16 protein-coding genes and 1 pseudogene are annotated in these 14,656 nt (G+C 32.9%); 12 read left to right on the top strand and 5 right to left on the bottom strand.

The annotated features are described in order from the left end of the window. The coding region (locus AC1DJR_RS04890; RefSeq protein ID WP_477002135.1) for an IS4 family transposase at nt 1-586 on the bottom strand (586 nt) is incomplete at its 3' end. Nucleotides 587-776: 190 nt separating this feature from the next. Here AC1DJR_RS04890 and AC1DJR_RS04885 point away from each other — a divergent pair. The 8 genes from AC1DJR_RS04885 (at nt 777) to AC1DJR_RS04850 (ending at nt 7,094) form a co-directional block, all read left to right on the top strand. Beyond that, nucleotides 777-1,529: a DUF4362 domain-containing protein gene (locus AC1DJR_RS04885; RefSeq protein WP_477002134.1), complete on the top strand. Its 753-nt coding sequence runs from the start codon at nt 777-779 to the stop codon at nt 1,527-1,529. Between the two features lie 469 nt (nt 1,530-1,998). Then, nucleotides 1,999-2,211 (top strand): hypothetical protein, encoded by a 213-nt coding sequence (locus AC1DJR_RS04880; RefSeq protein WP_477002133.1) that lies wholly within the window; start codon nt 1,999-2,001, stop codon nt 2,209-2,211. A gap of 429 nt (nt 2,212-2,640) precedes the next feature. Further along, the gene (locus tag AC1DJR_RS04875; RefSeq protein ID WP_477002132.1) at nt 2,641-2,919 is read left to right on the top strand and encodes an AbrB/MazE/SpoVT family DNA-binding domain-containing protein; all 279 of its coding nucleotides are present in this window, start codon (nt 2,641-2,643) and stop codon (nt 2,917-2,919) included. Nucleotides 2,920-3,167: 248 nt separating this feature from the next. Next, nucleotides 3,168-3,503, top strand: a complete 336-nt coding sequence (locus tag AC1DJR_RS04870; protein ID WP_477002131.1) for a transposase — start codon at nt 3,168-3,170, stop codon at nt 3,501-3,503. Between the two features lie 27 nt (nt 3,504-3,530). Continuing rightward, nucleotides 3,531-3,719 (top strand): RNA chaperone Hfq, encoded by a 189-nt coding sequence (hfq, locus tag AC1DJR_RS04865; protein ID WP_016119219.1) that lies wholly within the window; start codon nt 3,531-3,533, stop codon nt 3,717-3,719. Between the two features lie 305 nt (nt 3,720-4,024). Beyond that, the gene (locus tag AC1DJR_RS04860) at nt 4,025-4,528 is read left to right on the top strand and encodes a GNAT family N-acetyltransferase (protein WP_477002130.1); all 504 of its coding nucleotides are present in this window, start codon (nt 4,025-4,027) and stop codon (nt 4,526-4,528) included. Nucleotides 4,529-4,641: 113 nt separating this feature from the next. Beyond that, on the top strand, nt 4,642-4,980 hold the full coding sequence (locus AC1DJR_RS04855) for a YunG family protein (protein ID WP_477002129.1): 339 nt from the start codon (nt 4,642-4,644) through the stop codon (nt 4,978-4,980). A gap of 608 nt (nt 4,981-5,588) precedes the next feature. Beyond that, nucleotides 5,589-7,094 carry a serine hydrolase domain-containing protein gene (locus tag AC1DJR_RS04850; RefSeq protein WP_477002128.1) on the top strand — a complete coding sequence of 502 codons (1,506 nt, stop codon included), beginning with the start codon at nt 5,589-5,591 and terminating at the stop codon, nt 7,092-7,094. A 602-nt stretch (nt 7,095-7,696) separates the two neighbouring features. Here the strand turns inward: AC1DJR_RS04850 and AC1DJR_RS04845 are convergent. Both AC1DJR_RS04845 and fosB read right to left on the bottom strand, forming a co-directional pair. Continuing rightward, complete coding sequence (locus AC1DJR_RS04845; RefSeq protein ID WP_477002127.1) at nt 7,697-8,155, bottom strand: YoqH family protein; 459 nt, start codon at nt 8,153-8,155, stop codon at nt 7,697-7,699. A gap of 497 nt (nt 8,156-8,652) precedes the next feature. Beyond that, on the bottom strand, nt 8,653-9,069 hold the full coding sequence (fosB, locus tag AC1DJR_RS04840) for a FosB family fosfomycin resistance bacillithiol transferase (RefSeq protein WP_477002126.1): 417 nt from the start codon (nt 9,067-9,069) through the stop codon (nt 8,653-8,655). Between the two features lie 295 nt (nt 9,070-9,364). On the opposite strand from fosB, the gene AC1DJR_RS04835 reads away from it, so the two are divergent. From AC1DJR_RS04835 to AC1DJR_RS04825, 3 genes are read left to right on the top strand one after another with little or no spacing between them, the layout of a single operon-like run. Then, nucleotides 9,365-9,559: a helix-turn-helix transcriptional regulator gene (locus tag AC1DJR_RS04835; protein WP_033700006.1), complete on the top strand. Its 195-nt coding sequence runs from the start codon at nt 9,365-9,367 to the stop codon at nt 9,557-9,559. A gap of 17 nt (nt 9,560-9,576) precedes the next feature. Further along, complete coding sequence (locus tag AC1DJR_RS04830; protein WP_088038524.1) at nt 9,577-9,963, top strand: hypothetical protein; 387 nt, start codon at nt 9,577-9,579, stop codon at nt 9,961-9,963. A 45-nt stretch (nt 9,964-10,008) separates the two neighbouring features. Further along, on the top strand, nt 10,009-10,341 hold the full coding sequence (locus AC1DJR_RS04825; protein ID WP_377864981.1) for a hypothetical protein: 333 nt from the start codon (nt 10,009-10,011) through the stop codon (nt 10,339-10,341). 831 nt (nt 10,342-11,172) lie between these two features. On the opposite strand, the gene AC1DJR_RS04820 is transcribed toward AC1DJR_RS04825, so the two are convergent. Then, a complete protein-coding gene (locus AC1DJR_RS04820) occupies nt 11,173-11,586 on the bottom strand; it encodes a hypothetical protein (RefSeq protein WP_477002125.1) in 414 nt (137 codons plus the stop codon). Between the two features lie 173 nt (nt 11,587-11,759). Here AC1DJR_RS04820 and AC1DJR_RS04815 point away from each other — a divergent pair, with 173 nt between their 5' ends. Further along, on the top strand, nt 11,760-12,398 hold the full coding sequence (locus tag AC1DJR_RS04815) for an IS6 family transposase (RefSeq protein ID WP_477002124.1): 639 nt from the start codon (nt 11,760-11,762) through the stop codon (nt 12,396-12,398). A gap of 222 nt (nt 12,399-12,620) precedes the next feature. Here AC1DJR_RS04815 and AC1DJR_RS04810 read toward each other — a convergent pair. After that, a pseudogene (locus tag AC1DJR_RS04810) lies at nt 12,621-14,278 on the bottom strand (acyltransferase family protein). Nucleotides 14,279-14,656: the final 378 nt, after the last annotated feature.

The following is a 14,656-nucleotide window of genomic DNA, read 5'->3' as shown; positions in this document are numbered from 1 at the left end:
TACATACATCGTGCGGTTGAAGAGATGTTAGGCAAGTAGAACCATAAGTTTTATCATTATGCTTTCCTGATCCTACATGAACATGTAAAAACTGACCACTAAGTAAATCATACTCAAGCTGAATTTTCACACCTGCACTATGCCCACTACCTCCTGAACCTTGATATGTAGAAGCAAATGTATTTGGAACCTGAAAGTGTGTAGAATCCAATACACGAATACGACGAAAAAAGTTTGTATATAAAGTTAAAATTTTGCTAGAGGAACAAAATTTTTGGTGAAGTAAATGTGCTAAGAGTTGTTGTAACAACTGTACAGCTCGAGAAGTAAAGCGTTGATTGAGTCCTTCTGGACTCATAGAAATACCTGTGTTAGCTTCTAATCGACTACATAGTTGTGTCAATGAAGTATKWGCTATRTTTTCGCTTAACYAAACRCAMAGAGCTACTAAATCTTGTGCWYGATATTTACTTTTTCGTTGAACAAATCCCATTTTTCTAGCTAATTGCTCCAAAGCATCAGGTGACATATATCGTTGCAACTCTTTAGAAAACAATTCTAGTTCATCAGAAATCGATAAATTCATACCAAAAACGCCATCCTTTCTGTATATTTCTACAAAAAGAATAGCGTTTTTTCCGTTTTATGGATACATTTTTGCTTTAACTTGATGGGGATGGGGTACGGAAACGATTTGAATCGCTAAGTCTTTTAGGAGAAAATCGTTAATTATTGCTATAATTAAATTTACAATATATTTAAAGGAGGAACTCAATTTGAAGAAAACATTAATTGTTGGAGCATTATGCTTATCTCTCGCTTCTTTAACTGCATGTAGTAATGGTAGTGAAGAAGCATCTTCTGAAGCGAGCAAAAATGAGATTGTAATACACATACCTAAAGAAAAATCTAGAAATCTAGAACGATTTGAAACATTTTCTCAAAATGTAAAAGATAAGAAAAATGACGAGATACAAATTAAAAATTATTTAACTGACGAGGAGGCAAAAGTACCGAGTTTAGACACTGTAACTTATCAAAATGAGAAATTTACTTTTACTCACAAGTACAAAAACGACAATAGAAAGGATATATGTAATAAGTTCGTTACTCCTCAAGAAACACATGGTCATGCATATATGCTAAGAGATTGCACCCAGTCAGAAGATGGTATTATACTTCAAWATACAGCGAAGGAYGGTGARGGAKYACACTCCATAAAARATAAAYCTRTTGAATTTATTGAAGTTGAGGGTGATAAAAAATACATATTCGTTAAGGACCTAGAAGTTGGAGACTTCTTGAATGCTATCGAATTCACTCACTTTGATACCCCGACAAATCCATCTAACATAAAAGAACCAAATTTTAAAATCAATGTTCATTATTTAAATGGAACTACCCAGACGTATCACTTGTGGATTGACAAAGAAAGATCAAAAGGATTACTTATGGACCCAGAACAAATAAACCATGGACATGAAATCGATAAAATATTTGTAGATAACATAATAAAAGTATTAAAGTGAAAAGGACATATCTTAATGCTCCTCGTTAAGGTGCATTTTTTAGATGGCTACATGAACTCAATTACTACGTAAAAAAATTGACCGCTCTCACAGGCGGTTTTCTTATACGCTGCTATCCTTCCAACTCCGCCAGTCATCTCGTCCAACCCATTATCCTTCAGCTACAGAAAACATATTTTCAGTCTACAACTATTTTTTAATATTCTAAAACATTTTTTTAATCAAACAGATTTTTCCTTTTTTCTCCTTGTGTTAAAGATAAGATTGTGTTCGTTGATCTTATCTTTTTATTTGTAGATTTTTGATACGGGTGTTTTTGCCCCCCTTGAAAAGGGGGAATACGGGGTTCAGCCCATCAAGTTAAGATTTAGAAGTTCCCCTTTAACGAAAATTTTGTGTTTTTTATAGCAACGAAGTTCATTTTTATCGTTTTGGGGGCAACCTGTTCTATTAGGTTGATGGGCATGGCGTGCTACCCCTATTAGAGAAAAATGGATTAACTTATAAAATTCATAAATACTATTTATATTCGAATTATGAGGGAGCTGTTCAATATTAYTATATAAGAACAACTGATAMTACAATTATTGATTTGTGTATCTCTRATTTTCCAGAAGTCTTCGCTGTCCATGAAGGRTTTAGCGATAAACAAATTAGAAAGATTTACAACTGGAACTTATAAGCTATATAAATAACAAATTTAATTATTGGAGGAATGAAAAATGAAAATTGGTGTATCTGAGTGGAAAGCATTGAAAAAAGAGACAAAGTTAAAGCTATTGCGCTATGCGATGTTAGAAAGTAAGTATAAGTATGCAAAATAAAAGCTCTTCATTTGCAAAAGCAAACAAAGAGCAAAAGTCTGAGTGACTGTCGAGGAAAGAAATTAGCAGATTTCTTTCCTCTATATTTTAACATATAAAGAGTTGTAGAGAAAAGGGGCRTGTAGAATGGAAGAAGGKCGTRTTTCCTTTCAGCAARGGTTTAAAGAAWTTCTTRTTATGWTSGTCWGTTTTTGGWTCATTATGTTTCTCATGTATGGWGAAAGCCTGYTACAATAGTMAAGAATARCTTGGGTACAAATTGATAATGRAATGGGGAAAKATGCTRGATGAAAGCAACCGGAGTAACTAGAAAAGTGGATGAATTAGGGCGTATAGTAATTCCAAAGGAACTTAGAAATACGCTTGGRATTAAAGAAAAATCACCATTAGAGATTTTTGTAGAAGGGGAAGACATCRTTTTMCAGAAGTATCAGCCTGGTCATGTTTGTGCATTAACAGGAGAAGTGTCAAATCGTAACATAGCATTAGCAAAGGGTAAGATMTCATTAAGTCCAGAAGGTGCAGAACTATTAATAAAAGAAATAGAACAGTACCTTGTMAAATAAGTGCTCCTTTCAAGGGGCTTTTTTTTATGGTTAACACAATAATTTCACGTACCGTAATGATTWAAAAAMCTAAAACAMTACAATAATAGTCTACATTTAATCTTRTGTAGACTTAATCARCTAAATGGAGAATGTATTGTATATTTTGGATAGATTTCTTGCGAAATATGTACCTAGAGCRGTATTTCGATTTWAATRTGATACGATAGTKATATATTCGTTTTGCTAGTAAAAGGGGATGAGTGTCGATGAAAAAMCACATAAAAGTAAATGGAAAAATCCTTCAAACAAATAAAAAATGGTCACATCTCAAGCAAAGACAAAGRCAACATATTTCTAATTGGTTACGTASAGAATATACACAGTTTGTAAAAACACATTATAGAAAACCTAGRAAGTATGAACATGATGAGATTCTTCATGAAGTGATGAATCAAATACAGGAACGTGAAATTTGGATTCCTAATGGTGAAGTAAAAAGATATTATCTAAGCAAAATAGGAAAATGGTTTAGAAAAATAGAAAGTGAATGGGAATCACAAATATCCAACAGTGAAAAGCAGCAGGTATTAGAAGAAAAGTAAATACAAAGAAACCAGGGGGCGCATTTCATGTTTAATTTACAAGAAGATATGTATGAACAATTGAAAGAAAAAAAAGGGGAAGTTACTGTATTTTTAAAGAATGGCGTTCCAGTACGTGGGCAGATCCTTGCAACAGATAAATTTACCGTCCTAATGATGGTTCATGGTAAACAACAACTAATCTACAAACAAGCAATCTCTACACTTGCTATTTAATGGGTACCGCCAGCATTTCGGAAAAAAACAGGCGAAGAACATGCAAGATTTTATACAGTTTTTGGGCTAATCCAGTAACAAACGAGAACCCGAAAACCCACACCATGATAGGAATGTATTAAAAATTGCATAGATTGATAAAAAGAAAAAAAGGCGAATCCCTTATGAGAGTAAGGGATTCGCCTTTTTCTTTGCTATCGATAATGAGACGTTATGTTAACCTTACATGAATACGATATACAAACAAAATTACACAACATATCACTTCTTTCGAATGGTACAATTAGGAAAAAGGGGGAGAAGTAATGCAAAATCTAGAAATAAAAGAGATTAAGCTACTTGATAAAGATATTAAAGAGCTTTCTGAACTTTTGAAAACCGTAGTAAATGATGGAGCGTCAATAGGTTTTTTACCTCCACTGGAACAAGAAGAATCGACAAAGTATTGGCAAACTGTTTTAGCACCAGAGGTGATATTGTTTATTGCCAAAATAAACAATAAAGTGGCAGGCAGTGTTCAATTGCATTTAATTACAAAGCCGAATGGAATCCACAGAGCTGAAATTTGCAAGTTAATGACCCATCCAAGCTTTAGACGTAACGGTATTGGACGTTCACTTATGCAAAAAGCAGAAGAAAGAGCAAAACAAGAAAGCAGGTCTCTTTTAGTATTAGATACTAGAGAAGGAGATCCTTCCAATAGATTGTACAAGTCGTTAGAATATCAAGAATCCGGCAAAATACCGGGGTATGCAATTTCTCCGAATGGTGAATTAGATGCAACGGTTATTTATTATAAATTTATTTAGTTTTTTATTTGAAAAGAGAGATAGTTTTTAAACGACATTATTGGTATTTATTTCTGTGATGAATATTTACAAGTAAGCTCCATAAATAAATATTTAATATAGGAGATGGGGAAATGTTATTTTTCGAAGGGGAAAACATAAAAAATATTTTACTTCAATCTTGGTCGATAGATTCAAGTTCCAAGTGGACTTTAAACAATCCKGCAAAGGGACAATGTGGTGTAACAGCACTAGTGATAAATGATTTGTATGGAGGAGAAATATTAAAGACAGAACTTGAAGAAGGATGGCATTTTTATAATAAAATCAATGAAAAACGTTATGATTTTACAGAAAACCAATTTCCTAGTTCTATCAAATATATGGATGTTCCTTCTAATAGAGAAGAAGCTTTTGCAGATACAAATGACAAACAATATAATTATTTAAAGCAAAGAGTAAACGAAAAATAACAAATAAATAGTAATTACCTTCCTTCGAATATTTTTATTCGTAGTTTTTTTTAATGTTATTCTTCGTATTCCAATTCTTTTTTTAGTTTAGCTGTTTTTTCTTTCAAAACTTTGAGTTAAATATTTAACTTCCGCTTTCGAGAATTATGTAAATGAGCTGTCCAAATGGATGGCTTATTTTATTTTTTGCTTAGCGTGGTTTTTTTCCAAAATGCTGGCGGTACCCAAATATTACTTAACATGGTAATATAATAKTTGRATGGGAGTCCAATACATATTATTAAAATTAAGATGGTTCAAGTCGCAGGAAGACACCTTAGGGTGTCTTTTTTTATTATAAATTTTTAGGGGTATGGAAATATAGCTATCAGGTCAACTAAACTAGTATCTTAGGGTCATTAACTTAAACACAAAATAACCTCATGTCTATTTTGTGGATTAAATTCATTCCCCTTGGATAAAGGACAGTAAAACCCCCTGAGTAATTAATTTCGTTGATTTTTATTACAATTTTGTAAGGTTAAGTAATAAAAATCGATAGAACTGGATATTCGAATGAGATACTCTGAATAACGGAGAGAATATTCTGAAAAATGGGAGTGGAGTAAATGAAGAACAGGCAAAAAGCATCGATAATTTTCAAAAGTATTTTATGTTTAATCATTTTCATATTAATTACGAATGAAGCGTGGTTTACGAAAGTGGTGAGGGCAGAATCGGGCGCGTTGACTGATAGGAGTATAGAGAACTTCAAGAAAAAGATGGATGAGCAGGTACCAAAATGGCAGGAAAATTATGATGTACCAGGGGTTGCAATAGGTATTGTACATGAGGGTCGTATTGCTCATACACTTAACTACGGTTATGTAGATAAAAAGAAAAAAAAAGCGGTGAGTGATGATACTTTGTTTCAGGCTGGTTCCATATCTAAAAGCCTTACAGCGTGGGGAATCCTACATCTTGCAGACGAAGGTCGTTTATCACTAGATGATCCCGTTGGGAAATTTTTAACCAAATGGAAATTACCTAATTCAGAGTTCAATAATAATGAAATCACGATAAGAAGATTGTTAAGCCACACAGCAGGGCTATCTGCACATAAAGGATACCTTGGGGTTGCACCCGGGAAACATCTTGATTCTATCGAGGAGTCTTTGTCTGGAAAAGGATGGTTTAATGAGCCAGTGGAGGTTACCAAAAAACCCGGTTCAGAAACACTTTACTCTGGTGGTGGATATACAATTTTGCAACTTGTTATCGAAGAGGTTACCGGAATGCCCTTTGATCGTTATATGGAGGAACAAATTATGAAACCTTTAGGAATGAAATCTAGTTCATTCCTACAACGTCCTGAAAATCCTAATCTTTCGAAAGCCTATGGATATTTTGGAGAGGAACTCCCTAGTTACCAATTTACCGAACAGGCTGCTGCAGGTCTCAAGACAAATGTTGCCGATATGATGACATTGATACTTGCAAGCATGGATGCGAATAATTATAAAAATAAAGGTTATGGTGTCATCAAAAGTGAACGTGTCGAGGAAATGCAAAAGCCGGTATTAGGGGAGAATGGTTTAGGTGTATTTGAAAAAAAGTTATCTAATCACTGGRAATTAATTTATCATTCCGGTGACAATCGAGGTTGGCATTCTTTTTATGGTTTGATTCCTAATACAAAGGATGGATTGGTAATCCTTACGAATAGTGAAAATGGTATAGACTTAAGACAGGATATTTACCACGCATGGATTGAATATGAAACTGGAAAATTACCTGAAAGTTACTTCTCTCTCGCTGAGCAGAGAAAAAACAACTCAATTATATCAATTGTTATTGGAGCCACACTTGGTGTATATTTGCTGCTGTTTGTGATTAGATTGTACAAAGGTAGAGGAACCTTCATTATTAAGCACGAGAAGAAACCTTACATCAGATTAGTGGTTAGGATATTTTCACTTATTATTACCGCTATGCTCATATTTTGTGCTTCCTATTTGTGGAAGGTTTTAAGTTTAAATTCTGGCAATACAATAAATTTTATTCTAATAATGGCGTGGATTATGGCATTATTAATCAGTGGATTTTTCCCGAAAATTCAAAGTAATAAAAAATAATCAGACAATAATATAATTAAATATATATATTTAAATACATAAGGGTATATAAGGAGTACCGCCCCACATGTCCATCAAGCTAGTAAAAATAAATACTCCAAAAATAGTGAAATTGACATCCCCAGAGTAAAAATCTAAAAAATTATTGTTTTTGGGGCAGCATAAAACCTTAGCTTGATAGCGATGTGGCGGTACTCCTACAAACAAAAAAAGATAAAATCGGAGAATACGATCTTATCTTCAGCACAAGGAGTAAACATAAGTGATAACCATCATATTTTTATTATACTTTAATTTTTGTTAATTTTTAATATTAAAACCATAATTCACAAGTATATCTATATTGAGAAATTTATTACAAATTTAGTTGAAAATGTTTTTTAAAAACCAATGTAAACTTTTACCCAAAAGTTTACTTTCATTTCCCTTTAAACATTGACTTTATCACATCTTATCCATTCCCCTCAAAAACTAATAGAAAAGTATACATTCAAAATACTATAAATAAAAGTACTAAAACGTGTATAAAGAAAAAATAAAAGCTAGACCAATGCTAGCTTATTTACATAAATTTCGTTATTGGAAGTTGTATGGATTACCCTTCATTTACAGGCTTTGATATTGTTTGTTAAAACAGGTAATCCTAATTTCTCGGTCTTGGAATTGGATGGGCGTACTTGAATTTGTACCCCTTTCATTTCTGCTGTAATAATATCAATTCTCCCGGACCAAGTAGGACCATCATCTTCTTCAGAAGGATACAGTTTGAATCGCCAACTAATTTCTTCTGGAATGAAGGCAAAACCTTCGTATGTATCATAATTACCTAAAGTGCTTGGGTCAGGTAGGTGTACACCCAAAATACTTATGCTTGTTCGTGGAAAACTTGCTGTTAACTTTACCTTATAGACCAAAGCAACCCCTTTGGCATTCTTGTCTGCTTTGTTGAGTGGATTTAGTATAACACTACATGGTAAGGATGCTGATGCACTTGCCTGTGCTTGATATGGACTTACAACAATGGTCATACACATTACTAATGTCACGATAAATTGTCTCATAAGTTCCTCCAAAGGCTTTTTAGGTTAGTTTGCCTTTACAGGATTTTAATTATGACACAGCACAGCGAAAGTGACGAGTAGGCTGTATAGAATATTCAGGATAGGTTAACGTAACGTCCTATTATTGGTAGTAAATATAAGGCGGATTCCTACTCTCGTAAATAATCCGCCTTGTTCTCTTTCTATGATTCTATGCACCTTTTTATACATTTCTATCCTGGCGTGGATTTTAGGGTTCTCGTTTGTTATTGGATTAGCCGAAAAACTTTATAAAATTTTGCATACTCTTAGCGTAGTTTTTTTCCGAAATGCTGGCGGTACCCCATCGCTATCAAGCTAAAACTTTATATTACCCCAAAAACGAAAAAAACGAGTTGAATTCATATAAATAACTTTTTGAAAATTGATAATTTTGTTTAGGGGGTCACTGAAAAAGTCTTCATAGTTTAAACAGTAAATAAAAGTGCGAAAATCTAGTATTTTACTAGATTTTTTTATCAGTAAAAAGTCATATGCTTTTTATCTTCTTTATAATATTGTAAACGATCTTGTAAAGTACCAGTATGAAACTCAAACTTGTGACCATCTGGATCTGTAAAATAAATAGACCGTTTATCTCGTTCATCTCTCTCTCGTCCAGGTAAGATATTAGCATGATTTTGAATTAATATTTCTTTTAAAGAATTAAATTCATTATCTGTTACAGTAAAAGCTATATGTGTGTATGAGTGCTGAATTTCATTTCTTGGTATACTTTCTTCAACATTTAAAGCAATCCATAAACCATTTAAATCAAAATAAGCTAACTTTCTACCTTTTACTAATAATTTTGCTTGAAGTATATTTTGATAAAACTCAATGGCTTTCTCTAGATTTGAGACTGAAAAACAAATGTGATTAATACTTTGTCCCATGCTACATTCTCCTTGTTAATTGATTAAGTTATATATCCCATTATAAGCAAAAAGGCATTTTTCTACTAGAAGTACAGACCTATCACTATCAAGATAATAAAATCCTCTAAAATGAAAAAATACGCTATTCTTTCTGTAGAATCATAGGAAAGGATGGCTTTTTTTTCTATCTAAAATGTAGGAGGAGCATCGTTTGTATTTTATAAATGTAAAAAGTTTTTGACATTTATTACTTAAGTAGGTAAACTAATAATGTAAAAAGTTTTTGACAAAATTAGGGGTGATGTTTATATAAATGGAGAACGTAATTCGGATTTTACGTAAGGAGAAAAAACTTTCCCAAGATGATTTAGCTAAATTATGTCATGTTTCAAGACAAACGATTAATGCGATAGAAAATAATAAATATGATCCTACATTGGAACTTGCTTTTAGTTTGGCGAAAAATCTTGGTGTAACAGTTGATCAATTGTTTATTTATAAAAGCTAGATGAGGAGAAAAAACAAATGAAGAATGGAATTAATATCGTATTTACTAGTTTTTACATTTTGATTATGGGTTTACTTGCGCTTGAGTGGTATCAGAAGCAACAGCTCTCTATCACCACGTTATTTGTAGCTACGCTCATTTTGCAATCATTATTCATGAAGAGAATTTTAAAAGGTAAAAAAGAGAATGATCATTTTATCGATGAAATGTTTTTACATATCAGACAGAAAAGCTTATCAATTTGTTGTTTTATAATGTATGTATTAACTGTAGGTATTTTATTTATATCAGAAGGAACATGGAACTTTAACCATATGCATAACAAACCGTTAATCTTTTTAGTCTTTTTATATCCTATCGTTTACCAAATTAGCCATATGTTTGTTGGAAGGCGTAATTCTTAATTTGGATGCATAAACAATAAATTTATTTGTAAAGGAAAGATTAGAATGGAAATTATTTTAATAATTATTTCGGTCGGAATATTTAGCTTATTTACACGCAACTTAGCAGGGGAAGGTGGAGGATTATCAAAGGGCGATGAACGTCAAAAAATAATATTTAAGGATGCTTCCATTACAAGTTGGCAAGTTATCCTTTTTTATGCTTTAGTACGTCTATTGGCAATCACACCATTTATAAAGCAATTATTTGTTAATGAAAAAACATCCATCCTTTTATCCAATTCTTTTTTTACAAATGGTGGAGATATCTTAGTTGTCGGTTTATTAGGATATACGATAGGGATTTTTGGTAGTTATATAAAGCGTACGCAAATTTGATAGTAGAGGTTACGCAACAGACCCATCTAGCTAACATTTTGAAGCGCCCCCAAAAAGAATATTTGTTCTTTCCATAGGTGTATATGAGATTTTAGTCCATTTTTTCGTTTTGGGGTATTTGCTTTTCTTAGCTTGATAGCGATGTGGCGGTACCCCACAAATGTCTGTTTTTATAGTTTATAAGTGAACATAACTATACCTTCATTTTATATATATAAATTACTATTGATTATAGGTATCTGTATTTCTATAAGAATGCACCATTCTTCTCTATTTACCTATGCATATATTTTAACTAATTTATTATGAAATGTATGTTGATTTAAAGTGTTTTATTCAAAATGTATAATTAGAGTTTTTATGGAGTCAAGATCGTTGTTTGTTCTCTTTATAAATTCACATAATTTTCAAGTATAAAAAGCACATCTGTTAATAAAAATAGAAACCTATCTGCGGATAGGTTTCTTGTTTATACTTATCGTATCAATTTAAATATTTCCCCAGAGTGGACCCTCACACTTTGAATCGTTTCCGTACCCCTTGAAAGGAATCAAAACCATTCATGGCTATATATAAGAAAAAACCACAGTTTGTGGCCAAACTGTGGTTTTTCAACGTACAATGAATTACGAAAGTTACTAACAATTGCATGAGATTTAATTGTACTCAACCTAAGTATGTATTTGTTAAGAAAATTTGCAATAGAACCTGTCATTTTGATTAAGTAAACACAATTATCAACTATGCTCTTGCTCACATGCGACTTCTAGCAAAAATGACTCAAGATCTTTCAATAAAATATTATTTTTTTCAACAATTGATTTAATTACATCAATCCCAATTTTCTTTGATAAAGCTCTCCGATTCATTCATATACAATTGTTTTAACCTAAGGATTAAGTAACCATATAAATACAATAACAGAAAAGTTGCATCATCCATGCTATCCATTATTCTTAATTTTAATGATGCATTACAACTTATTACAACAGTAGAATTTTCATTAACCATACAAGTAATATCTACATCTGTGTCTCTAACTCTAAGTGTTATCTTTTTTAGTTCTCCACCATTACTTATAAACGCTTTGGTCGCTATTAGTTCTGTCGTCTGGTAAGATGCTCCTGTAAAAACATTGGCGTCATCAGTTACATTTCCTACAAAACCACTAATATTTTCTAATTTTGTTTCGGCGTTTAATATTCCATCACGTTCCGTATAAACATAAAATAACCAGTTAAACATATCAGGTTCAAGAGAGTATTCAGTATTTGTGAGGGAAATATTGTGTTCACCAATCAGTTTTTTAAATCTACTAATATTGTAATCATTTGACGTAATAATAAGGGTTCTGGTGCAAAAAATCTATAAACCTTGGACATACTGATACTATTACTCTAAAAAGGTGTGTGATTAGTATGGAAAAGAGAAATTTGTTCAAATGGAAGCACTATCAGCCTGATATTATCTTATTAACAGTAAGATGGTACCTACGGTACAATCTCAGTTTTCGTAATTTAGTGGAAATGATGGAGGAACGGATCCGACGTTACCTCAAACAAACAAATGACTCTTGGAGAGTCGATGAAACATATATCAAAGTAAAAGGGCAATGGATGTACCTGTATCGTGCTGTTGATTCGACAGGAAGCACAATCGATTTTTGCCTAAGCAAAACAAGAGATCAGAAGGCTGCAAATCGCTTTTTCAAGAAAGCTTTGCGGTCTTTTCATGTTTCAAAGCCTCGTGTTATAACAGTCGAYAAGAATCCAGCTTATCCTATAGCAATTGAACAGTTGAAAAAAGAAAAAAGCATACCTAACGGTATGCRACTTAGACAACAAAAGTACTTGAATAAYATAGTAGAACAAGATCATCGYTTTATMAAGAARCGAATCCGTTCTATGCTAGGGYTCAAATMTTTTGMCACAGCTACATCCATTCTTTCTGGAGTAGAAGCCATGCATATGATTAAAAAAGAACAGMTTGATTTASGGGACCAGTCTGTCCAAAATCAGAAAGAATTCATYCATCAATTGTTTGGACTTGCAGCATAAGATACGATTCCGTTAGGAGTATATGCGCTTTATTCTCTTTTATTTTTGCACCAGAACCCTTTTCCTAATCCATAGGATTTCAAAGCCTTCGTCTTGACTCACGTTTAGTAACAGGCATCGAAACCACTCATTATTGATGACTGCAAAAAATTTGTCTTCCTCAACCATAAATCTTTTATATTTCAATTAACTTTGCAACAGAAGTTTATAAAGCATATCAAATTATTGATTCACCGCTTTGRCTACAAGTGCTGCGTAYGCTTCTGCACCTAMTTTGGTTAAATGCACACCATCAGGTGCAAAGTARTCTCTCTTTCCAGCACTTGCTGCATACCAATCGACTAGAGTTACATTCGGATATTTAGATGCTGTCACTTTCAATCTCTCATTCACGATTGATTCCCACGGACGTGGTACCCTCGTATTAATAAATATCATTTTACGTTCATTTCCAATTAATTCTATTAATGATACAAGTTGCTCCGTAGTAAAGGCTCCATTTGTACCTAACCCAATAATGACATAGTTTCCTAAATTCCCTTCATTCTTTAACTGTTCAACTACAGGAATCGCTTTTGACAGCTGGCGACCAATTTGTGCATCAATCCTAATATCAGGAAAAGCATTTTTTAAATATGGAGCAATATCAATCATAACGGAATCGCCTATCGCTGTAACGTTGGGAGAACTTTTAGGTTGCACAGAATTTACTTCTTTTGATTCTTCTTGATTTTTGGGCGTCTCTTGAGCTGGATTTTCCCATTTTGAAGCCTTAAATTCTTAAACTGAATATTTCGGAGCGCACCTTGTCGGATTGGTTTTTCAATATACTTCCATGAAATTTGCGCAATCATTATAATTAGAATAAATTGAAGAATTGCTCTTATTAGTGAAAAATCTCCAGCATTTACTTTTGGAGTCGTCAATGTAAGAATTGGATAATGCCAAAGATATATGCCATACGACCTTATTCCTATCCAACGTAAAGGTCTAAATCGTAAAAATTGAGCGATACGGCTCGCTGGATGAGCAAGATTTGCCACTAACAATGCTGTTGCAATTGATAAGAGAACCATTCCTCCATTGTATAGAAACGGMTCATATTGATTCGTCTTCCAAAACATAAGCAAAATAATAATAAGAGCAGTTCCTCCCACTACATCAAGAATGAGACGCGCCTTTGGAATAATTTTATTTGCAAGCCTATTGCTTGGCCAAATTAAGGCAAGTGCCGCTCCAATAAGTAAAGAAAAGGCCCTCGTATCTGTGCCATAATAAATTCTACTCGGATCAGCTCCAGGTTCATACAAAATTGCCATCGCTAAAGCTGAAGCAACAGCTCCCAGACAAATCAATAAAATCATACGGGATTGTTTTTTTATGTGGTAAAGCCCTAAACTAATGATAAACGGCCAGACAACATAGAACTGTTCCTCAACTGCTAACGACCAAAAATGATTCAATGGAGAAAGCTGGTTAAAATTATCAAAGTACGATAATTTATGATARATATACCACCAGTTACTAACATAAAATAACGCCGCTAATGAATCTCCACRCATTTTCTCAAGTAAAGAGCTATGAAAAATTGTAATCCAGGCCAACGTTATAACGAGCATAACAAACATTGCTGGAAGCAATCTCCTTGCCCTACTAAGCCAGAATTTCTTCAAATCAATTCTCTTATTTCTCTTCCACTCCATCGCTAGAATATCTGTAATTAAATAACCCGAGAGTACAAAAAATACAGTAACCCCTAAAAATCCTCCAGGCATCCAATTAAAATTAATATGATACAAAATAACACCTAGTATAGCTAGGCCCCTTAGACTGTCTAATCCAACCATATAACGACTATTTTTTTCAAAAGGTTTAGTCACCTACAATCACCTCTATTTCTTGGAAATTAGGTAAATAATAGTGGTATAATATGCTATTAATTTCCTAAAATCGTATAAGCTAAACTATTAAATACACCATTTTGGAAGGCTCTTTTATTATAATTACATGCACAGTAATCAACACTTTATCATGTTATCTGTTTCTGTTGTAAAAATTTTTAAATTAGGTGTTTTTGCTCATCTCCCCGAAAAAGGGACATTTACTTAATTAAAAAGTACACTTTTTGATACGTTTTTACAGACGTATCAAGGACTGGCATTGTGAATATGATCTATAATGAATATATAAAAGATTTCCCATGAAGAAACTTTATAAAAAAAGGTCTACTCATTACGAGCAGGCTCTCTATTTTCCTC

It is taken from the genome of Bacillus sp. 05T31 (assembly GCF_056396725.1).
This window is presented reverse-complemented; position numbering and strand designations above follow the sequence as displayed.